Genomic DNA, 20647 nt, shown 5'->3' with positions numbered 1-20647 from the left:
TAGTCGCCTAATTGAGGCTATTACCGGTCTATAAGATACGCAATAGTTTCTTAAAAGGGACGTATGATGCTCGCGTGACTTCCGCACCGGAGACCCGTCAACGTCGGCGCGGCCAAGCTCTGGAGACTGCGATCTACGACGCCGTGCTGGCCGAGCTCGCCGCCGTCGGCTACGGACGACTGACCATGGAGGGCGTCGCGGCCCGCGCGCGCACCGCGAAGTCGTCGCTGTACCGGCGGTGGAACTCGCTGGAGGACCTGGTCATCGCGGCGGTGCACCACGAGCTGCCGGACGTCGCCACGGTCGCGGAGACCGGCGACGTCCGCGAAGAGCTGCTCGCCGCCCTGACGTTGATCGCCGACACGCTCACCGGTCCGATCGGGCCAGCGGTCACCTCGATCCTCGGTGGCATGAACCAGTCACCGAACCTGCAGGCCGCAGCCCGGGAGCGGATAGTCGCGCCCCGAGTACGCGCCCTGCAAACCGTCTTCGAACGGGCGGCGGCCCGGGGCGAAATCCGAGCCGGTGCGGCCACCCCGTTCGTCGTCCAGACCGGACCCGCCATCGTGATCCACACCTGCCTGGTGCGCGGCCTGGAACTGTCCACCCAGGACATCGAGGACATCGTGGACCAGGTGATCCTGCCCGCGGTCCGGCCCGCGTCCTGAGAAGCCCGTCGCTGAACTCGTTCTGCCTCGCGGTGCGGATCGGGCCCCCTGGCGGGGAGTTGCCGTCGCCGTCTCGATTCCGCCGAACCCGACTCCGCGCATCCCTGTGCACCACGTCGCGCCTGTCCCCGCGATGACCTCGGCGGGCGTCCCACAATGAACGACGCAATGCCCACAGGTGCGGGGTGTCCCCGCAAGGCGCCGCCCGCGAATTCGCGGCGGCGCAGGCTTCGCGGGTGAGCCACGCGGCGGCGCTGCTTCAAAACCAAGGCCGAAGGCGGGTTTTGAAGCGGCGCAGCGGATTTCGGTCCACCGCGCGACGGCTAGTGCCGCGGCACCGGGATGCCCACGTCGCCGTCCTGCGGTCCTCGTTCGATGTAGTCGGCGACGAAGCGCATGCCCGCCTGGTACGCCTCGACCCGGGCGCGGCCGATCTCGGCGTCGATCTTCTCCGGCTGCAGTTCCTCGGCCAACGACCGCACCTCCACCAGGCGCCTGCGGGTCTCGTCGTCCATGTCGGCTCCCTCCGTCGTCAGCTCGCCACCTGATCCTCGCGCCTCCCGCCGCACCGCGCACAATCAGGTGACAGAGCACGGTCGAGTGAGGAGTGAAGGGCACCTTTGCCCGGCTTACTCGGTCAAAGGTGCCCTTCACTCAGTACCGAACACCGAACACCGAACACCGAATGGGTTGGGCCGATTTGGGCAATAACCGGTGGGGGTGGCGGTCGTTGGTTTGGCGGATGGGTGCGGTTGGGGTTGTGGTGGCGCCGGACCCGGGGTGAGTTCGGCTAGTGGAGAGGTACTTCATGGGCGCAAGCGGAGCTGGGTTGGCGGAGCAGGTCGTCGACACGGGTCGATACCCGCTGACGGATCCGACGAGCAGCGCTTGGGAGGATGCCGTTCGGCAGGCCCGGCAGGATCTGCGGCAGATCGGTTGCAGCGTGCTGCCGGACTTCATCCGCCCCTCCCGGCAGCACGACCTGCGGCTGGAGGGAGTCGAGATCGCGCCGCTGGCGCACTACGACGTCGAAGTGGTCAACGCCTACAACATCGACACGAATGCGCCGCTGCCGGACGGCCATCCCGCACGCACCACCATGACCCGCGGCAACGCGTTCGTGGCCCGCGATCACATCCCCCGGCAGTCCATCATCCACCAGCTCTACACCAGCCCGGTCTTCCAGCGCTTCGTCGCCAGTTGCTTCGAACTGCCCGAGATCCACGAGCTCGCCGATCCGCTGGCCGGGCTCTGCCTCAACGTGGTGCGCCCCGGCATGGACCACCCGTGGCATTTCGACACCAACGAGTTCGCGGTGAGCCTGCTGACCCAGCAGCCGGAAGCCGGTGGGATCTTCGAGTACTGCCCGAACATCAGGTCCGCCCAGGCCGAGAACTTCGCCGACGTCCGGGAGGTGCTGGCCGGGCGCGGCGAGCGACTTCTCCGGCGCCTGACACTGCGCCCCGGCGATCTCCAACTGTTCAAGGGGCGCTTCTCGCTGCACCGGGTCACCACCGTGCGGGGCCAGACGGATCGCCACTCGGCGATCTTCGCCTACAGCGAGCGCCCCGGTGTCATCGGCAGCGTCGCGCGGACCAAGCAGATCTTCGGCCGGGTGCTGCCCGAACACCTCGCCGCCGAAGGGCGCGCGGTGCGGGGCGACCAGCTGCTGGATTGACGGCAGGTCATGCCGAGAGGAGCACCATCCGTGCAGTTCGATGCGACCGGCAAGATCGCACTCGACCAGATCTACACCCAGCGCGATCCGCGCGCCTACTTCAGCACCCTGCGCGAGCTCGACTACCGCATCCCGCAGCTGGCCAAGCCGTACTTCCTGAAGTTCATCCAGGAATATCGGGAAGCGAGCGGGGTCAGCGCGCCGACCGTTGTCGACGTCGGTTGTTCCTACGGCGTCAATGCCGCCCTGCTGCGGTGCGACGCGACCATCGATGAACTCTACGAGCGCTACTGCGGCGTCGACGCCCGCGCACCGAACCGCCGAGAACTGCTGACCCGCGACCGGAATTGGGTCCGTTCACGCGGGCAGCTCAAGAACGTCCGGTTCATCGGGCTCGACAATTCGGCTCCGGCCCTTTCATATGCGCTCGCGGCCGGGTTCCTCGACGACGCGGTGCACGCCGACCTGGAACAGCACGACCCGACCGATCAGCAACGCGAGCAGTTCGCCGCCGCGGACCTGGTCATCTCGACCGGCTGCATCGGCTACGTCGGAGAGCGCACCATCACGAAGATTGCCAGTGCAAGCAAAAAGCCGTGGATGGCGCATTTCGTGCTGCGGATGTTCCCGTTCGAACCGATAGCGCATCGGCTGGCCGAGTTAGGATATGAGACCGTGCCCGTCACCGGTGTGTTCAAACAACGCCGGTTCGCCTCCGCGCAGGAGCAGTCGTTGGTCCTCGACACGCTGTCGACCGCCGGAGTGGATCCGCGAGGTCTGGAAGCCGACGGCTGGCTCTACGCTCAGCTCCACATTTCCCAGCCGCGATGACGACGAGGATGAAATTGAACAGCAGCCAGACGTGGTCCACCCGCACCTTCGGCAACGAGGATCGGCTGCCCCGCGTGCCGCTGCCGACCCTGGAGGACAGCTGCCAGCGGTTCGTCGAATGGTGCGCACCGCTGCTGACCCCCGACGAACTGGCGACGACCGAAGCCGCGGTGGCCGCCTTCCTGCACCCTGACAGCCCGGCTCGCACGCTGCACGCGGCGCTGGAGCGCTACGACGCCGATCCCGACGTGCACAGCTGGCTCGACACCTTCTGGCCGTACCGGTACCTGGGCCGCCGCGACCGGATCGCGCTCAACGCGAACTTCTTCTTCCTGTTCCGGGAATCGGCGCGGCAGCAGGTGGAACGCGCGGCCGACCTGATCGCCGCGGCGGTCGACTACAAGCAACTGCTGGACGCCGAGCGCATCGCCCCGATCTTCCAACGCGGCCAGCCGCTTTCGATGCAGCAGCAGAGATTCCTGTTCTCCACCACCCGAATTCCTGGATCCGTGCAGGACACCGTTCGCGCGCCCTACTCCGAGGAATGGCCCGGCCCGTCCCCGGCCCGCCACATCGCGGTTTTCTTCCGCGGCAACCTGTTCCGCATGGACGTGCTCGGCCCGGATGACCAGCCGTACCCGTCCGAGGACCTCGCGGCAGGCCTGCTCGCGATCATGCAGGCTGGCGCGGTGCGCGCGTCGGAGACATCCGTCGGGCACCTCACGACCAAGGCGCGAGCGGAGTGGGCAGCCAGCCGGAAGGCGCTGCTCGCCCGCGACTCCGGCAACGCGGGCGCGCTGGACACCATCGAGTCCGCACTGTTCTGCCTGTGCCTGGAGGACTTCACGCCCGAGAGCACCCAGCAGGCCTGCGACCACCTGCTGCACGGCGACAGCGGCAACCGGTGGTTCGACAAGGCGGTGTCGCTGATCGTCTTCGAAGACGGCACGGCCGGTATCAACGTGGAGCACTGCGGCCTGGACGGCACCACGATCCTCGCCTTCACCGACGCGTTGCTGGCCGAAACAACGAAAGCCGCCGGAGAATCCCGGGGTTTGCCAGCCGTTGACGCCATCGAGTTCGTGCTCGACGACGAACTGCGCGCCGATGTGGCTGCCGCGGCGAAGTCGTTCGCGGACTACGCCGACAACACCGCCACGCGCACCATGTCGTTCCCGGACTTCGGCGCGAACCGGGCCAAACAGCTGGGCATGTCGCCGGATGCGTTCGTGCAGATGGCCTACCAGCTGGCCCACCAGCGCACCAAGGGCCGCATCGGCGCGACCTACGAATCGATCGCCACCCGGCAGTACCGGTACGGGCGCACCGAGGCCATGCGGGTCGTCACGCCCGAGGTGCTGCGGTTCGTCGACGCCATGGCCGACCCCGCCGCCGACGCGGCGACCCGGCGCGCCGCGTTTCGCGCAGCCGCCGAAAAGCACGTGGCGCGGGCGAAGGAGTGCCAAGCCGGACAGGCACCCGAGCAGCACCTCTGGGAACTCCAGCTGATCCAGCAGCGGCGCGGCGCGGAGCTGGGCGCTACCGAGCCCCTCGACCTGTACGACACACCGGGCTGGCGCAAGATGCGCGACGACTACCTGAGCACCAGCTCGGCACCGTCGACCAACATCCAGTACTTCGGGTTCGGCTCCACCAGCAGCCAATGCATCGGCGTCGCCTACGTGCTGCTGCCGGATCGCTTCAACCTCTACCTGAGCACACCGCAACCGGTGGCCGAGGAGATGTTCGCCTTCGCCGACAACCTCAAGCAGGCAGTGCGCGAACTGCAGGACCTCCTCGCCACCGAACCAAGCGCGGGCTGAACGAGCAGCGTCGTCGCAGCGCTGCATCGACGATTCGATCAGGATCGCCGAGGACATCGCGCTGGCCGTGGACCCGCAGGTCGAGCTCGAAATCAGCGACCAGGCGCCGGGCCCGCGGCGGCTGTCCGCGGAGCTCTCCCTGCTGAGCACCCAGGCGTGCCCGGATTCCCAGCAGGAGGGCAGCGATGCACGCCTGGTGAGGCCGGAATCGCAGGAGTTGCGGTTGGGGTCCCGCCAGCACCGGCTGCCCCAGCCCGCCACCTACCGGACGACCGTTGCGCGTCGCGATCCCGGTTGTGGCATCGTGTGCGACCTGGCATTGCTGGGTAGTCAGAAACCACGAGTTGTGCGGAACGTGATGACCATGGTTTGGCCCTACGATCCCGGTGCGCTCGCGGCGTCTGATCGCGAGCTGGTGGACGCCGCGTGGTCACTGACCGACGCGGTGCACTGGTCGATGAGCTTCACCCACGACCAGGCCTCCTGGGGGCCGGGACTGGACGACCTGCTGGGGATCCTCGGCGCTGCCGATGACGAAGTGCGCGCTCGACTGTCCGAACTGGTGGCTCCGCTGCTGGAGAGGGCCCGAGTGGCCCCGGATTGCCAGATCGACGAGCTGGATCAGCTCTGCGAGGCGCCGGATGGACGGGTTCGGCTCATCCGGTTCCGTGCCCAGCGGCGAGGCGGCGGACTGGTCGGGATCGCCAGCGAGGTGACCGACGAGTTGGAGCGCGAGCAGGAGGCGGCCGAACTCGCCGACCACTACCGGCAGCTCGTGGAACTCAGCCCGAACGCGATCTACGTGCTGCAGGAGGGGGTCGCGGTTTACGCGAACCCCGCCACCGTGCGCTTGTTGCGGGCAGAATCCACCGCGCGGATCGTCGGCCGACCGGTCGCCGACTTCATGTTCGAGAACTCCGCGCCGACCATGCAGGCGCAGCTGGAGTCGCTGTCGACGCCGGGGGCCACCGCCGACCGGGCGCAAGCGGCGCTGCGCTGCTTCGACGGGAGCTCGGTGCTGGTCGAGGCGATAGCGGTGCGAACCACCTGGCAGGGTCGGACGGCGTTCCAGGTCATCATGCGCGACATCACCGCCCACCGAGCGGCCGAGGCCGCGCTGCGCTACCAGGCCGCGCTGGTCGAGAACGTCAGCAACGCCATCATCGCCACGACCAGAAGCGGGATCGTGACCAGCTGGAACCCCGCCGCGGAGGTGATCTACGGCCGCCGCGCCGAGCACGCCGTCGGGCAGCCCGTCGGCGAAGTCGTGGGTGCGTCGCTGGACCCGGCCGCGCTGGCCGCCGCCGGGTGCGTCACCGAGGTCACGCACCGCCGGGCCGACGGCGCAGCCCTGACGATCGGCATGTCGGTCGCGCAGATGGACAGCGGATTCGTGCTGGTGTGCACCGACGAAACGGCCCTGCGACGCGCCCAGCGGCATCACGCCACCGTCGTCGACGCCCTCGTGGAGGGGGTCGTGGTCATCGGCACCACGGGACTGGTCGAATCGGCCAACCCGGCCGCGCTGCAGATCCTCGGCACCCGCGAAGCCGACCTGGTCGGGTCGCTGCCCGCGGCGTGGCCGCTGTTCGACGAGGAGGGCGGGCTGCTGCCGCCGCACACCCACCCGTCGACGTGGTGCCAGCGCACCGGAAAACCCCAGGACGCACGCCTGGTCCGAACCCGGCGCGGCGACGGGCGCAGCGTGTGGCTGTCGTTGACCTCGCGCACCCTCAACCCCGATGACGCCCCGCCGCATCCGATCGTGCTCTCCTTCACCGACGTGACCGAATCCCGCGCCATCCGGGAGCGCCTGGAACGGGACGCGACGCACGACCCGCTCACCGGCCTGGCCAACCGCGCGCTGATCCTGCAACGCCTCGACGCGGAGCTGCGCACCCGGCACCGCACCGGCGACATCGGCGTGCTGTTCATCGACCTGGACCACTTCAAGGTCATCAACGACTCGCTCGGGCACAGCGTCGGCGACGACGTGCTGCGCGTGGTCAGCGGACGGCTCAGCCGCGTGACCCGGCATCACGAACTGGTCGGCCGACTCGGCGGCGACGAGTTCGTGGTCATCTCCCCCGATGAGAACGACACCAGGAAGGTCCGCCTGCTCGCCGAGCACCTGCGCCGCTGCCTGACCGATCCGATCCACGTCGAGGACCGGCAGCTGCACATCGACGCCAGCATCGGCATCGTGCTGGCCCCGCCCGGCGATACCCGCAGCGCCGCCGATGTGCTCCGGGACGCCGATGTCGCCATGTACGAGGCCAAGAAGCTCGGCCGGGGACGTTGCGCCGTCTTCGACGTGCGGCTGCGCAAGCGGGTGCAGCGGCACCTGAACCTGGAGCAGGACCTGCGCCGGGCGATATCGCGGAAGCAGCTCTGGATGGCCTACCAGCCGATCGTCGAGCTGAGCACCAACCAGATCAAGGCGGTCGAGGGGCTGCTGCGCTGGACGCATCCCAGCTACGGCACGATCTCGCCCGCCGAGTTCATCCCGGTCGCCGAGGAGAGCGACCTGATCAACGACATCGGCATGTTCGCGCTGCGGACGGGCATCGAGGAACTCACCGAGCACCGCAAGCGCCACGGCCTGCAGTTGCAGCTCAAGGCGAACCTCTCGGCACGCCAGCTCGAAGACCCGCACCTGCTGGCCACCGTGCAGACGATCCTGTCCGAAGCCGCGCTCCCCCCTGCCGAGCTGTGCCTGGAGATCACCGAGAGCACCCTGATGCAGGATCCGGCGGCCGCCACGGAGATCCTCAGTGGACTGCGCCAGGTGGGGGTCAGGCTCGCCATCGACGACTTCGGTACCGGGTTCTCCTCGCTCGCTCAGCTGCACGACCTGCCGTTGAACACCCTCAAGATCGACCGGTCCTTCACGGCCAGGCTGGGCGATTCCAGCGGCACCGAGGCGCTCATCGCCAGCATCGTCGCGCTGGCGCACACCCTCGACCTGAACGTCGTCGGTGAAGGTGTGGAAACCGCCGAGCAACTCGACACCATCCGACGCCTGGGCTGCGACATGGCCCAGGGCTTCTACTTCAGCAAACCGGTCCCGATCGACCAACTATCGGACACGATCCGGACCAACACCCCAGACACCGACTAACCCCACCACCCGTTCCCCGCTCGGATGACGAGTGAAGGGCACCTTTGACCGACTATGCCGGTCAAAGGTGCCCTTCACCCACCACTCGATCAGTGGGGAGTGGCGAGATGGTGGTGCCCTACCTTGGGTTTGGGGGTGGGCACCTCTGGTTTGGGGGTTGGCACCATCGTGGGTTGGGGGTGGCGGGCTGCATGGTTGCTGGTAACGACCAGTTCCAGGAGTTTTCATGCAGTTGTCGCTTTTCGATCAGCTTCAGGAGGAACTCGCCCGGCTGCGGTTCTTCGTCACCGCCGAGCACACCGAGGCGCAGATCCGCTAGCCGTCGCGGCGGCAGCCGAGGAGCTCGCGGCACTGGAGTCGGCGGGCTGAGCGCCAGCCCACCGGTCGGCGCGTGGACGGGCGATTTCGCGCGAAACCGGCAGCCCTTCCCCATGGTGAGCGCCGATTTCGCGCGAAATCGGCGACCAACCCCGCACCCGCGGGCGAGGCCTGCGCGGTCGCGGACCGACCCGCCGCAAGACACGCACTTCAGCAGTTGCTAAGGTTAGCAACTGCTGAACCTCGCGAGCTGCTCGCGCCGCAACTGGTGCGGGCGGGTGAGGGAGGATCAGCGGTATGACCACGATGGATCGCCACAGTGCGGGCAGCGCGTCGCGAAGTCGCGAGGAGGGGTGTCGATGAGCAGGCCCCTCTACCAAGTGAAGGCGGATTTCTTCAAAACGCTCGGACATCCGGTCCGCATCCGGGTGCTTGAGCTGTTGAGCGAGCGCGAACACTCGGTGGCCGAGATCTTGCCCGACGTGGGCATCGAGGCCGCCAACCTGTCGCAACACCTGGCCGTGCTGCGACGCGCCGGGCTGGTCGTGACGCGCAAGTCGGGATCGACCGTCTTCTACTCCCTGACCAGCCCGCATGTCGCCGAACTGCTGGCGGTCGCGCGACGCATCCTGACCGGGGTGCTGTCCGGACAGGTCGAGTTGCTGGCGGACCTCCGCACGGCGTCGTCGGCCACGACCGACCACGGCCAGCGGAATTCGGGGCCGCCAGCGGAGTGACCCGCGGCCGCCCCGCCTGGTCCCGCACGGGCCGGTTGGCCGCACTTCCCGAGATCGAACCGAGGCAGGAGCGGAAGCGTGCTGGCTTTGTGGCGGAAGATCCGCAGAACGGGGCGGGTGGCCGAGCCCGCGCCAGCACAGCCGGACGGCCAGCGGCCACCGGCTGCGGCGCAGCTCGGGGGTTCGGTGCAGATCCGGCACGTCGACGCGGGTTCGTGCAACGGGTGCGAGGTGGAGATCGGTTCGGCGTTCGGACCGGTCTACGACGCCGAACGCTACGGCGCTCGGCTGGTCGCCTCGCCACGGCACGCCGACGCACTGGTCGTGACCGGGCCCGTCACCCGCAACATGGCCGAGCCGTTACGGCGCACCTACGAGGCGGTCCCGAGCCCGAAGGTCGTGGTGGCGGTGGGTGACTGCGCCCGCGACTGCGGCGCCTTCGCCGGTGCGTACGGGGTGGTCGGCGCGGTGCGCGAAGTCGTACCGGTGGACCTGGAGATCGCCGGATGTCCACCGCGACCGGAGGCGATCGTCGAAGGGCTGCGGAAGCTGACCGGTCGATGAGCTCCGCGGCGGCGGGCGTTGCCTGCGAAGTGGCCATCGGATTGCTGACCGCCTTGGTGGCGTTGGTAGTTCCGGCACGTGCCCGACCGGCTGCGGTAGGTGTGGGCACCGCGCTCACCGGCGCGGCCGGTGCGGTCGCCGGGATCGCGGCCATGACCGGCCAGGGGTTCTCGATCGCGCTGCCCGGGCTGCTGCCGCTGGCCGGGGTGTCGATCGCACTCGACCCGCTGGGCGGGCTGTTCGCAGCGGTGACCGGCGCGGTGGCGGTTGCCGTCGGCGTTTACGGGATCTCCTACGCCCGGTCGCACGAGCTGCGATCCCGTGCCGTGCAAGCCGTGCTCCCGCTGTTCGTGGTCGCGATGTTGCTGGTACCGGCGGCGGCGAGCGTGGGCACCCTGCTGCTCTGCTGGGAACTGATGGCGCTGACCTCGTTGCTGCTGGTGGTGGCTGAGCACCGGCGAGGCGCCGAGGTGGCGCGCGCGGGCCGCTGGTACGCGGTCATGACCCACCTGGGATTCGTGACCATCCTCATCGGAGGGCTGCTGTTCGCCGCCGCCGCGGCGGACGACTCATTCGCCGCGCTGCGCGCCACTGCCCCGTCCCCCGCGCTGCGCGATGTTGTTTTCCTGCTGACGCTGGCGGGATTCGCGTCGAAGGCCGGAATCCTGCCGCTGCACGCCTGGCTGCCACGCGCCCACCCCGAAGCCCCCAGCCACGTGTCGGCGTTGATGTCGGCGGCCATGGTGAACCTGGGTGTGTACGGCATCGTGCGGTTCGGGTTCGATCTGCTCGGCGGCGGCGCCCAGTGGTGGTGGCTGCTGGTCCTGGCGCTCGGGGCGACCTCGGCGGTGTACGGCATCCTGCAGGCGGCGATGAGCACCGATCTCAAGCGCCTGCTCGGACAGTCGACGACCGAGAACATGGGTCTGGTGCTGGTCGGCGTCGGCGCGGCCGGACTGTTCTTCGTGGCTGGCAACCGGGTGCTGGCGGGGCTGGCGCTGGTCGCCGCGCTGCTGCACGTGGTCGGGCACGCGGCGTTCAAGACGCTGCTGTTCCTGGCCGCCGGATCCGTCTTGCACGGCACCGGAACCCGCGATCTGGACGCGCTGGGCGGGTTGCGGGTCGGGATGCCGGTGACGACCGCGACGTTCGGGCTGGGCGCGCTGGCCGCGTCCGCGCTGCCACCCGGGACGGCGTTCGTGTCGGAGTGGCTGCTGCTGCAAGCACTGGTCCACGGGCTTCCGACACCCGGTGCGGCGGCCACGATCGCGATGCCGGTGGCGGTATCGGCGGTCGCGTTGACCGCTGGGCTGTCGGTGGCGACCTTCGCGAAAGCGTTCGGGGTCGGGTTCCTGGCCAAGCCGCGCACGACAGCCGCCGAGCACGCGCACGAGAGCCCGGTCGGCATGCTCGCCGGAATGGGGCTGGCGGGCGTGGCCTGCGCGGTGCTGGCGCTGGCCCCGGCACTCGTGCTGCCCGCGATCGGTGCGGCTGGCGGCGTCGCCCTGCGGATCGATGATCCGGCGGTGGCCGGGACGGTGACGCTGCGGCTGATCGGGGTGACCGGGTCGCTTTCCCCGCTGCTGCTCGCGCTCGCGCTGCTCGCGGCGATGGTGGTGGCCGTGGGCGCCGGGCGCGCGGTGGCGCTGCGGCGGGCGCGGCGGACCGCGCGGTTGTGGGACTGCGGAGCGGGCCCGCTGTCGGCCCGGATGGAATACACCGCGACGTCGTTCGCCGAACCGCTGCAACGGGTTTTCGACAACGTGGTGCAGCCCGAACAGGACGTGGACGTCAGCCACTACGAGGAGTCCCGCTATCTGGTGCGGGCCGTGGCGTACCGGCGGGAGGTGCCCGACCGGATCGAACGCCGCCTGTACGCGCCGGTGCTGGCCGCGGTGTCGGCCTGGGGCCGGTGGAGTCGCCGATTGGCCACCGGCAGCGTGCACCGGTACCTCGGTTACGGGTTCTACAGCGTCTGCGCGCTGCTGGTCCTGCTGGCGGTGACCCGATGAGCGCGCTCGGTCTGGTCGGCGGCGTCGTCCAAGCGGTGCTGATCGTCGGCGGCGCCCCGCTGCTGGTCGGCGTGATGCGGCAGATCCGGGCGAGGCTCGAAGGCCGTCAGGGCCCCGGCGTGCTGCAACCGTGGCGGGACCTGCGCAAGCTGCTCCGCAAGGAACCGGTCACGCCGCGCGGGACGAGCGAGGTGTTCCGCCTGGCTCCGCTGGTGCTGGTGGCCACCGCACTGGTCGTCGCGGTGGTCGGTCCGTTCATCACCACCGCGTCCGCGCTCGCCCCGGTGGCGGATCTCTTCGCGGTCGTCGCGCTGCTGGCTCTCGGCACCGTGGCGCTGGCCCTAGCTGGGCTGGACACCGGCACGGCGTTCGGCGGGATGGGCGCCAGCCGGGAGATGACCATCATCGCGCTGGTCGAACCCACGCTGCTGGTGGCGATCTTCGCGCTGTCGGTGCGGGTCGGTTCGACGAACCTCGGCGCGATCGTGTCCTCGATGCTGCACGAACCGGCCCTGGTGATCTCCCCGGTGAGCCTGCTGGCTGCCGTCGCGCTCAGCGTGGTGATCATCGCCGAGACCGGGCGGTTGCCGGTGGACAACCCGTCCACCCACCTGGAACTGACGATGGTGCACGAGGCGATGGTGCTGGAGTACGCCGGTGGAGATCTGGCGCTGGTCGAGCTGGCTTCGGCGATGCGGTTGAGCGTTTTCCTCGGTCTGCTGGCGAATCTGTTCTTCCCCTGGGGCATCGCGACCGCGCTGACGCCGGTCGCGGTGCTCGTCGGTGTGCTGGCGCTGGTGCTCAAGGTCGGGTTGCTGGGCGCGGTCCTGGCCGCTGGCGAGGTTTTCCTGGCCAAGCTGCGCCTGTTCCGGGTGCCTGAGCTGCTGGCTGGCTCGTTCCTGCTCGCACTGCTGGCCGTCGGCGCCTCGTTCTTCCTGGCCTGACGAGGAGAGAAGCGGATGGACGAGACGCTCTACGGACAACTGCTGGATCTGACCGGTGGCGCCCTGCTGCTCACCGCGGTCCTCGTGCTGTGGCGACGCGAACTGGCCATCGTGATCAGGATCTTCGCGCTGCAGGGCGTCGCGTTGGCCGCGCTGGTCGCGGTCCTGGCCGCCGAGCAGGATTCCTGGGAGCTGGGTGCGGTCGCGGCTGGTGTGCTGGTGCTTCGGGCTGGTGTGCTGCCGCACCTGCTGAGGCGGGCGTTGGCCAATGCCGGTCGGCAGCGGCGGGAAACCCGGCCGCTGGTCAACGTCGCGGCCTCGCTGCTGGCCGCGGCCGTGCTGACCCTGCTGGCCTACGCGGTGTCGCGGCCGCTGGTCGCGTTGGCGCCCTCGCCTGCCGCCCAGGCGATCCCGGTCGGGGTGGCGGTGGCCCTGATCGGTTTCTTCGTGCTGGTGACCCGGCGGCTGGCGCTGTCGCAGCTGATCGGATTCCTGTTGCTGGACAACGGCATCACCGCGGTCGGCTTCCTCACCACCGCCGGGGCGGGGCCGATCGTCGAGCTCGGGGTATCGCTGGACGTGCTGTTCGTGGTGCTGGTGCTGCAGATTCTCACCGCCCGGATGCGCGAGGCCTTCGGCGATACCGACCTGGACGAGTTGCGGGAGTTGCGCGACTGATGACCACCTTGTTGATGCCCGCGCCCGTGCTGGTGCCGCTGCTCGGTGCACTCTCCTACCTGGCGCTGGGCTGGCGGCGTGCGACCGCCTGGATCAGCGCCGCGAGCGCCGTGCTCGTGCTGGCCGCCGCCATCGCCCTGATCCGCTCCGGCCCGGCCACCTCGCTCGGTGGGCTGCTGCGGGTGGATGCGTTGTCGACGTTCATGCTGATCGTGATCGGCACGGTCGGCCTGCTGTCCACAGTGGCCACTCCGAGTCACCTGCGCGGCGAGATCGCCGCCGGGCGGGCCACCACGCGCACGGCGACGCGGCACAGCGTGCTGGTGCAGCTGTTCCTGGCCGCGATGGCGCTGGCGGTGCTGGCCGCCAACCTGGGCGTGCTCTGGGTCGCGATCGAGGCCACCACCATCGTCACCGCATTCCTGGTCGGCCAGCGGCGAACCCGGGCGGCCGTCGAAGCGGCCTGGAAGTACGTGGTGATCTGCTCGGCCGGTATCGCCCTGGCGCTGCTGGGCACCTTCCTGCTCAACTACGCCGCCGCCCACGCCCCGGGCGGCGCCGGGCTGGAGTTGGCCGAACTCGCCGCGCACGCCGCCGAACTCGATCCCGGAGTCACCCGCGTCGCGGTCGTGCTGCTGGTCGTCGGATTCGGCACCAAGGCCGGGCTCGCCCCGCTGCACGCCTGGCTGCCGGACGCGCACAGCCAGGCCCCGGCGCCGGTGTCCGCGCTGATGTCCGGGGTGCTGCTGTCGGTCGCCTGCTACGCGATCCTGCGCGTCAAGGTGATCGCCGACGCCGCGCTGGGCGTCGGCTTCACCCGCGCGCTGCTGGTGGGCATGGCGCTGGCCTCGCTGCTGGTGGCCGCCTCGCTGCTGCTGGCCCAACGCGACTACAAGCGGATGCTGGCCTACTCCAGCATCGAACACCTGAGCCTGGTCGTGCTGGGCGCGGCCATCGGCACCCCGTTCGCGCTGGCCGCCGCGCTGCTGCACATCCTCGGACACGGACTGGCCAAAGCGGTGCTGTTCCTCGGGGCCGGGCGGCTCCTGCAACTCACCGGCACCAGCCGGATCGACGAGGTCCGCGGCCTCGGGGCCCGACATCCCGTGCTGGCCGGGTGCCTGGGACTCGGAGTGCTGGCCCTGATCGGGCTGCCGCCGTTCAGCCTGTTCGCCAGCGAGCTCGGCATCGCCCGAGCCGGGTTCGCCACCGGTCTCGGCTGGCCGACCGCCGCCGCACTGGTCCTGGTGCTGGTGATCGCCGCCGCGCTGATCGGCCACACCAGCCGGATGCTGCTCGGCGCCGCACCGGAAGGGCCCGGTGCGGCCACCGCGCCGGGCCGCCTGCCCGCCCCGACCGCGGTCGCGCTGGTCGGTGGACTGCTGGCGTGCGCGGCACTCGGCGTCACCGCCGGTCCGCTGTCCACCCTGCTGCACCAGGCCGCCGAAATCCTGGGAGGAGCCCGATGACCAGTTCGCCCGGCGAAACGGTCGGTGCCCATCGCAGCGCCGTGACCATCGCGCCCGATCGGTTGCCCGAACAGGCGCGAGCGCTGCTGTCCGAGGGGTTCCGGGTGGCGCTGATCGCTGGCCACGACGACGGCGACGAACTGCGCGCGGTCTACCTGTTCACCGCCGGGGCCCCGGATCGCCGCGTCGAACTGCGGGTACCGCTGCACCGCGACGCGCCGCAGGTGCCGAGCCTGGCGGCGCTGTCGTTCCCGGCCGGGCGGTTCGAACGGGAGATGCGCGACCTGTTCGGCATCGTGCCCACCGACCACCCGCTGCCCCGCCGCCTGGTCCGCCACTTCCACTGGCCGCAGGGCTGGTACCCGATGCGCGCGGACGCCGGTGACCCGCCGGAGTTCGGCGATCTCGCCGGCCCGTACCCGTTCCGCACCGTCGAAGGGCCCGGCGTCTACGAGATACCGGTGGGCCCGGTGCACGCCGGGATGATCGAGCCGGGCCACTTCCGCTTCTCGGTGGTCGGCGAGACGATCCTCAACCTCAAGGCCCGCCTCTGGTTCGTCCACAGAGGACTGGAGAAGCTGTTCCAGGGACGCGGCCCACTCCAGGCGATCGAGCTCGCCGAACGCGTCAGCGGTGACACCGCGGTCGGACACAGCCTCGCCTTCTGCCTCGCCGCGGAAGACGCCCTGGGCATCACCGCCCCGCCGGACGCGCAGCGCGTCCGCGCGGTCCTGCTGGAACTGGAACGGATCTACAACCACGTCACCGACCTCGGCGCACTGTGCAACGACGTCGGCCACGGCGTCCTGAACAGCCATGCCCAACGCATCCGCGAGCAGCTCCTGCGGATCAACGACGAGGTGACCGGACACCGGCTGCTGCGCGGCGCGATCGTGCCCGGCGGGGTCACCGCAGTCACCCTCCCCGATCCCGACCGACTGGCCGCCATCGGGCGCGACATCGCCGAGATCGTGGACCTCGCGCTGGGCCACACCGTGGTCCACGACCGCTTCGCGGGCACCGCGATCCTGACCGCCCAGCAGGCGGTCGATCTCGGCACCCTCGGCTACGTGGCACGCGCCAGCGGCCATCCGGTGGACGCCAGGCAGGACCACCCCGCGCTGCCCGAGGTGCCGCCCCGCACCCAGCACACCCGCACCGACGGTGACGTGCTGTCCCGGTTCGTGGTCCGCGCCGAAGAAATCGGCGCCTCCATCAAGCAGATCGCCAACTTGCTCGATGCGCTCGACGGCACGGCGCGGGTCGCCGCGGCGCCGGAGAGCCGCGCGCCCGGTTCCGGCGTGGGCATCGTCGAGGGCTGGCGCGGCACCATCGTGCACCGCGTCGAACTCGGCGCCGACGGTGCGCTGACCCGCACGAAGATCGTCGACCCCAGCTTCTTCAACTGGCCCGCCCTGCCCGTCGCGCTGGCCGACACGATCGTCCCGGACTTCCCGTTGACCAACAAGAGCTTCAACCTTTCCTACGCCGGTAATGACTTGTAGGCGATTTCGAAATCGCCACCGCACAGACCAAGTCCGGACAGCCTCGTCGCTCACGCACCGTCACGCTGAACTTCCCAGTCCGCAGGCCTTACGACCGGCGGTGACCTGCGGTTCCAGCAAAATCGAGCAGTTGCGAAATTCGTTGAATGCGCAGACGATGTAGTTCGTTCCGCGGTCGACGCGGCCGGGAACTGCGGGGCCGAAAAGCGAATTCGGGATGATCTTGCGAAGTCGGATGGGCGAGATCCGGGGGCGATGGCGGACGCTCGGCGGGGCGGACACGACCGCGAGGTCCAGTTGCACGACGCGCGGCTGCGGGCTCTCCTCAACCTAACCGCGCAGCACGACACCGACACGACCCGCCACGTATCGCTGCGAGGAGAAGCATCATGACCACCACCGCGATCCCCGGCTTGGACCAAGCGCCCACCACCCACCGGGCCCTCGTGGCATGGGTCCGGGAGGTCGCCGACCTCACCACCCCGCAGCGGGTGCTGTGGTGCGACGGCAGCGACGAGGAATGGCAGCGGTTGACCGCCGAACTCGTCAAGGCGGGCACCCTGGTGCGCCTGCCGAAGAAACCGAACTCGTTCTGGGCGGCCTCCGACCCCAGCGACGTCGCGCGCGTCGAGGACCGCACCTTCATCTGCTCCCAGCGCGAGGAAGACGCCGGGCCCACCAACAACTGGCTGGACCCGACCGAGATGAAGGCCGTCATGGCCGAGCGCTACCGGGGCAGCATGGCCGGGCGCACCATGTACGTCATCCCGTTCTGCATGGGTCCGCTGGACAGCAGCGATCCCAAGCTCGGCGTGGAGATCACCGACTCCGCCTACGTGGTGCTCTCGATGCGGGTGATGACGCGGATGGGCACCCGCGCATTGGCGGAGTTCACCGCACCCGACGGCGGCGAACGCGAGTTCGTCAAGGCGCTGCACTCCGTCGGGGCGCCGCGCAAGGCTGGCGAGGCGGACGTGCCGTGGCCGTGCAACTCGACGAAGTACATCACCCACTTCCCCGAGGAGCGCACCATCTGGAGCTACGGCTCGGGCTACGGCGGCAATTCGCTGCTCGGCAAGAAGTGCTACTCGCTGCGGATCGCGTCGGCCATTGCCCGCGACGAGGGTTGGCTCGCCGAACACATGCTCATCCTCAAACTCACCGCGCCGCACAACGCGGTGCACTACGTGGTGGCCGCCTTCCCCAGCGCCTGCGGCAAGACGAATCTGGCGATGCTGCAACCAACCGTGCCCGGCTGGCGGGCCGAAACGCTCGGTGACGACATCGCCTGGATGCGCTTCGGCGACGACGGTCGGCTCTACGCGGTCAACCCGGAGTTCGGATTCTTCGGCGTGGCGCCGGGAACCGGCTACCACACCAATCCCGTCGCCATGCGCACCATCGAGCCGGGCAACACGATCTTCACCAACGTCGCGCTGACCGATGACGGCGACGTCTGGTGGGAAGGCATGACCGAACACCCACCGGCACACCTGACGGACTGGCGGCGGCGTGACTGGACACCTGGTTCGGGCGAGCCGGCCGCCCACCCGAACTCCCGGTTCTGCACGCCCATCGCGCAGTGCCCGATCATCGCCCCGGAGTGGGACGACCCGGCAGGTGTGCCGATCTCCGCGATCCTCTTCGGCGGTCGCCGCGCCACCACCATCCCGCTGGTCACCGAATCCCGGGACTGGCAGCACGGCGTGTTCATGGGCGCCACGCTCTCCTCGGAGACCACCGCCGCGGCCACCGGCCAGGTCGGAGTCGTCCGCCGGGACCCGATGGCCATGCTGCCGTTCATGGGCTACCACGTCGGCGACTACTTCGCGCACTGGCTGACCATCGGCGAGCGCACCGACGCCGCGAAGCTGCCGAGGATCTTCCACGTCAACTGGTTCCGCCGGGGCGCGGACCGGCGCTTCCTCTGGCCGGGGTTCCGGGAGAACTCCCGAGTCCTCGAATGGATCATCGGCCGCATCGAAGGCACCGCCGACGCCGCCGACACGCCGATCGGACTCGTGCCCGCCGCGAACGACCTCAACCTGGGCGCCATCGATCCCTCGGACGTCGCCGCCGCGCTCGCGGTCGACCCCGCGGAATGGCGAGCGGAGCTGCCGCTGATCGAGGAGTGGTTCGCCAAGGTCGGCGACAAGCTGCCCGTGGCGCTGCGCGACGAACTGGCCGGTCTGCGACATCGCCTCGCCTGACGGCGACCCGCGACATCGTCAGTCCACAATGGTCAGTCGATGCGGCGGTCAGCCCGCCCGGAGCACCGCGACGGGGCACGGGGCGCGGTTGACCACGGCGTGGCTGACCGAACCGAGCAGCGCGCGCCGGATGCGCCCCCGACCGTGGCTGCCCACGACCAGCAGACCTGCCTCCTGCGCCTCCCGGAACAAGGCCTGCGCGGGCCGTTCCGGTGTGACCGCCCGCCGAACTTCCACATCGGGATACTTCTCACCCCACCCGGCCAGCGATTCGGACAGCGTCTCCGCCGCGTCGTCGCGCACCTCGCTCCACGGCAGCTCCCACTGCTGCACCCGCGCGAACGGGTCCAACGGCAGATCGCTCCAGGCGTGCACGGCCACCAGTTCCCAGCGGTGGCGGGACGCGAAGTCGTAGGCGAAGCCGATCGCGAGCCTGCTGGTCGGTGAACCGTCGACGCCCACCACGACCGGTCCCGAGCCCGGTTCATCGCGGTCCCCGCGGACCACGACGACCGGCGCTCCGGAGCGCCGCGTGAGCAGTTCCGCCGAGGTCGAACCCAGCACGCCCAGCTGCTCTTCGATCCGCGGTCCGCCGAGCACCAGCAGGTCGGCCTCCGCCGCCTGCTCGCCGAGCACCTCGACGGGATCCCCGTACGGCAGGTAGCTGCGCACCTCCAGTTCGGCGTCGATCTCCCGGCAGCTGGTCACCAACGCGTCGAGTTCACGCCGAAGGGCCTGCTGGAGCGGTTCCCGCAGGCCGTCTTCGCCTGGCATCCGGATCGAGGCGTGCTCCTCGAACGGCCAAGCGAGCACGTGCACGAGCAGCAGCGGCCGACGGCGCGCGGACGCCTCGCGCGCCGCCCACCTGACCGCCCGCCGAGAACCATCCGAGAGATCGAATCCCGCCACGATCGCCTTGCGGCCTGCCTCCGCCATACCAATCGCCCCCTGCGCGACGCTTCTCACGATGTACTGAGCCCGGCGCCGGACGAAGTCAGTCCAGCACCGGATCGATGGCGGCCACGCCGCCCTGTTCGGCCGCATCGGTCTCCGCTGTCGCCATGCCGGTCGGCACGACCAGCACCGGGGACCGCGCCCGGTGGATGCAGCGCAATGCCGTGCTGCCCTGAACCGCATCGGCGACGCGCCCGTGCCCCCGGTTGCCCAGCACGAGCATGGCGGCCCCCGCCGATTTGGCGGTCAGCACCTCGGCGGCATCGCCCTCGACGAGTTCGGCGTGCACTTCCGGTGTCGACGCGTCGCCCATGCAGCTGCGCACCATCCGGTTGAGGTCCTGCCAGTGCTGCTCGCGCTGGTGGTGCGGGGCCAGTTCGGGCCGCATCAGCACCGGGGCCGGGCCGCCCAGGACCGCGTGCGACCGCCACGCCATGATCGCGTGCACCGGCGCAGCACGCCGCCGACCTTCGCCCAGGGCCCAGCGCAGTGCCCGGGCGCTGGCCTCGGATCCGTCCACACCCACCACGAGCGGCTCGCTGCGCGTCATGAAACCCACCCCGCCCTCGGGTCGCACGCCACTTCGCCGACGACGGATTCAAAGGTTGCTGTCCGGGCCCGCGACGGATAGAGCCGTTCGTCACCGGTAGGCCTGGCGAGTGGTTGATCCGGTGCGAACCGGGATCTTCGCTCAAGACGGCGTGCCGCGGCGGTGCTCGGCGTCGACGCGGGCGGTGACGCCGGTTTCGACGATGGTGCGGGTCGCGTCGACCGAGGCGTAGGTCCACAGGATGCGCATCGGCTCGGTGGCGGAGGCGTTGCGGAAGCGGTGCGGCACTCCGGCGTCCACATAGGTCGTGTCCCATGTGGACAGACGGTGCTTGGTGCCGTCGATCTCGACGATCGCGGTTTCCTGGAGGATCACGACGCTTTCCGCGCAGTTGTGGGTGTGCAGCGCAATTCCCGCACCGCCGCTGAACAGCGTCATGCCGTTGAGGAAGACCGGCGCGCCCCGATCGCTGGTCACCAGCGGGATCGTGCTCGCGCCGCTGCCCGGGAGAACGCGGTGAGTTCAGCGTTATAGCCCATGGCCAGCCGCGCCCGCTCCCGCCGTCCGGGCAATTCTGCGCGCAGT

General features: G+C 69.8%; 18 protein-coding genes. 13 read left to right on the top strand and 5 right to left on the bottom strand.

Features of this window, described 5'->3' with window-relative positions:
* The first annotated feature begins 74 nt into the window (after window positions 1–74).
* Window positions 75–668, top strand: a complete 594-nt coding sequence (locus tag ACTWQN_RS12040) for a TetR/AcrR family transcriptional regulator (protein WP_443203485.1) — start codon at window positions 75–77, stop codon at window positions 666–668.
* A 323-nt stretch (window positions 669–991) separates the two neighbouring features.
* Here the strand turns inward: ACTWQN_RS12040 and ACTWQN_RS12035 are convergent, their stop codons facing one another.
* Window positions 992–1183: a hypothetical protein gene (locus tag ACTWQN_RS12035; protein WP_443203484.1), complete on the bottom strand. Its 192-nt coding sequence runs from the start codon at window positions 1181–1183 to the stop codon at window positions 992–994.
* A 293-nt stretch (window positions 1184–1476) separates the two neighbouring features.
* Here ACTWQN_RS12035 and ACTWQN_RS12030 point away from each other — a divergent pair, with 293 nt between their 5' ends.
* From ACTWQN_RS12030 to ACTWQN_RS11980, 11 genes are all read left to right on the top strand, one after another.
* Window positions 1477–2346: a HalD/BesD family halogenase gene (locus tag ACTWQN_RS12030; RefSeq protein WP_443203483.1), complete on the top strand. Its 870-nt coding sequence runs from the start codon at window positions 1477–1479 to the stop codon at window positions 2344–2346.
* Window positions 2347–2376: 30 nt separating this feature from the next.
* On the top strand, window positions 2377–3177 hold the full coding sequence (locus ACTWQN_RS12025) for a class I SAM-dependent methyltransferase (RefSeq protein ID WP_443203482.1): 801 nt from the start codon (window positions 2377–2379) through the stop codon (window positions 3175–3177).
* 8 nt (window positions 3178–3185) lie between these two features.
* Window positions 3186–5000, top strand: a complete 1815-nt coding sequence (locus ACTWQN_RS12020; protein ID WP_443203481.1) for a choline/carnitine O-acyltransferase — start codon at window positions 3186–3188, stop codon at window positions 4998–5000.
* Between the two features lie 67 nt (window positions 5001–5067).
* A complete protein-coding gene (locus ACTWQN_RS12015) occupies window positions 5068–8121 on the top strand; it encodes a sensor domain-containing protein (protein ID WP_443203480.1) in 3054 nt (1017 codons plus the stop codon).
* A gap of 677 nt (window positions 8122–8798) precedes the next feature.
* Window positions 8799–9176 (top strand): ArsR/SmtB family transcription factor, encoded by a 378-nt coding sequence (locus ACTWQN_RS12010; RefSeq protein WP_443203479.1) that lies wholly within the window; start codon window positions 8799–8801, stop codon window positions 9174–9176.
* Between the two features lie 78 nt (window positions 9177–9254).
* Window positions 9255–9740, top strand: coding sequence for an NADH-quinone oxidoreductase subunit B family protein (locus tag ACTWQN_RS12005; protein WP_443203478.1), 486 nt, complete (start codon window positions 9255–9257; stop codon window positions 9738–9740).
* Window positions 9737–11752, top strand: a complete 2016-nt coding sequence (locus ACTWQN_RS12000; RefSeq protein ID WP_443203477.1) for a proton-conducting transporter transmembrane domain-containing protein — start codon at window positions 9737–9739, stop codon at window positions 11750–11752. Before ACTWQN_RS12005 ends, ACTWQN_RS12000 begins: the two co-directional genes overlap by 4 nt.
* Window positions 11749–12696 carry a respiratory chain complex I subunit 1 family protein gene (locus tag ACTWQN_RS11995; protein WP_443203476.1) on the top strand — a complete coding sequence of 316 codons (948 nt, stop codon included), beginning with the start codon at window positions 11749–11751 and terminating at the stop codon, window positions 12694–12696. Before ACTWQN_RS12000 ends, ACTWQN_RS11995 begins: the two co-directional genes overlap by 4 nt.
* 15 nt (window positions 12697–12711) lie before the next feature.
* Complete coding sequence (locus tag ACTWQN_RS11990) at window positions 12712–13374, top strand: hypothetical protein (RefSeq protein ID WP_443203475.1); 663 nt, start codon at window positions 12712–12714, stop codon at window positions 13372–13374.
* Complete coding sequence (locus tag ACTWQN_RS11985) at window positions 13374–14843, top strand: proton-conducting transporter transmembrane domain-containing protein (protein ID WP_443203474.1); 1470 nt, start codon at window positions 13374–13376, stop codon at window positions 14841–14843. The genes ACTWQN_RS11990 and ACTWQN_RS11985 overlap by 1 nt, the downstream gene beginning before the upstream one ends.
* The gene (locus ACTWQN_RS11980; protein ID WP_443203473.1) at window positions 14840–16348 is read left to right on the top strand and encodes a hydrogenase large subunit; all 1509 of its coding nucleotides are present in this window, start codon (window positions 14840–14842) and stop codon (window positions 16346–16348) included. The genes ACTWQN_RS11985 and ACTWQN_RS11980 overlap by 4 nt, the downstream gene beginning before the upstream one ends.
* A gap of 60 nt (window positions 16349–16408) precedes the next feature.
* Here the strand turns inward: ACTWQN_RS11980 and ACTWQN_RS11975 are convergent, their stop codons facing one another.
* Window positions 16409–16651, bottom strand: a complete 243-nt coding sequence (locus ACTWQN_RS11975) for a hypothetical protein (RefSeq protein WP_443203472.1) — start codon at window positions 16649–16651, stop codon at window positions 16409–16411.
* An 86-nt stretch (window positions 16652–16737) separates the two neighbouring features.
* On the opposite strand from ACTWQN_RS11975, the gene ACTWQN_RS11970 reads away from it, so the two are divergent.
* Window positions 16738–18558 (top strand): phosphoenolpyruvate carboxykinase (GTP), encoded by a 1821-nt coding sequence (locus tag ACTWQN_RS11970; protein WP_443203471.1) that lies wholly within the window; start codon window positions 16738–16740, stop codon window positions 18556–18558.
* Between the two features lie 48 nt (window positions 18559–18606).
* Here the strand turns inward: ACTWQN_RS11970 and ACTWQN_RS11965 are convergent, their stop codons facing one another.
* The 3 genes from ACTWQN_RS11965 to ACTWQN_RS11955 all read right to left on the bottom strand — a co-directional run bounded on the left by ACTWQN_RS11965 (window position 18607) and on the right by ACTWQN_RS11955 (window position 20539).
* Window positions 18607–19494: a universal stress protein gene (locus ACTWQN_RS11965; protein ID WP_443203470.1), complete on the bottom strand. Its 888-nt coding sequence runs from the start codon at window positions 19492–19494 to the stop codon at window positions 18607–18609.
* Window positions 19495–19552: 58 nt separating this feature from the next.
* The gene (locus ACTWQN_RS11960) at window positions 19553–20062 is read right to left on the bottom strand and encodes a universal stress protein (protein WP_443203469.1); all 510 of its coding nucleotides are present in this window, start codon (window positions 20060–20062) and stop codon (window positions 19553–19555) included.
* Between the two features lie 141 nt (window positions 20063–20203).
* Window positions 20204–20539 carry a cupin domain-containing protein gene (locus ACTWQN_RS11955; protein ID WP_443203468.1) on the bottom strand — a complete coding sequence of 112 codons (336 nt, stop codon included), beginning with the start codon at window positions 20537–20539 and terminating at the stop codon, window positions 20204–20206.
* Window positions 20540–20647: the final 108 nt, after the last annotated feature.

It is taken from the genome of Saccharopolyspora antiqui (assembly GCF_052246905.1).
GTDB lineage: Bacteria > Actinomycetota > Actinomycetes > Mycobacteriales > Pseudonocardiaceae > Saccharopolyspora.
The sequence above is the reverse complement of the archived record's forward strand: the minus strand, read 5'-3'. Positions and strand labels throughout refer to the sequence as shown.

Coding starts and splice junctions, on each gene's coding strand:
- ACTWQN_RS12035 (WP_443203484.1), bottom strand. CDS start 1,183: ATGGACGACGAGACCCGCAGGCGCCTGGTGGAGGTGCGGTCGTTGGCC.
- ACTWQN_RS12030 (WP_443203483.1), top strand. CDS start 1,477: ATGGGCGCAAGCGGAGCTGGGTTGGCGGAGCAGGTCGTCGACACGGGT.
- ACTWQN_RS12020 (WP_443203481.1), top strand. CDS start 3,186: ATGAAATTGAACAGCAGCCAGACGTGGTCCACCCGCACCTTCGGCAAC.
- ACTWQN_RS12010 (WP_443203479.1), top strand. CDS start 8,799: ATGAGCAGGCCCCTCTACCAAGTGAAGGCGGATTTCTTCAAAACGCTC.
- ACTWQN_RS12000 (WP_443203477.1), top strand. CDS start 9,737: ATGAGCTCCGCGGCGGCGGGCGTTGCCTGCGAAGTGGCCATCGGATTG.
- ACTWQN_RS11995 (WP_443203476.1), top strand. CDS start 11,749: ATGAGCGCGCTCGGTCTGGTCGGCGGCGTCGTCCAAGCGGTGCTGATC.
- ACTWQN_RS11990 (WP_443203475.1), top strand. CDS start 12,712: ATGGACGAGACGCTCTACGGACAACTGCTGGATCTGACCGGTGGCGCC.
- ACTWQN_RS11985 (WP_443203474.1), top strand. CDS start 13,374: ATGACCACCTTGTTGATGCCCGCGCCCGTGCTGGTGCCGCTGCTCGGT.
- ACTWQN_RS11980 (WP_443203473.1), top strand. CDS start 14,840: ATGACCAGTTCGCCCGGCGAAACGGTCGGTGCCCATCGCAGCGCCGTG.
- ACTWQN_RS11970 (WP_443203471.1), top strand. CDS start 16,738: ATGACCACCACCGCGATCCCCGGCTTGGACCAAGCGCCCACCACCCAC.
- ACTWQN_RS11965 (WP_443203470.1), bottom strand. CDS start 19,494: ATGGCGGAGGCAGGCCGCAAGGCGATCGTGGCGGGATTCGATCTCTCG.
- ACTWQN_RS11960 (WP_443203469.1), bottom strand. CDS start 20,062: ATGACGCGCAGCGAGCCGCTCGTGGTGGGTGTGGACGGATCCGAGGCC.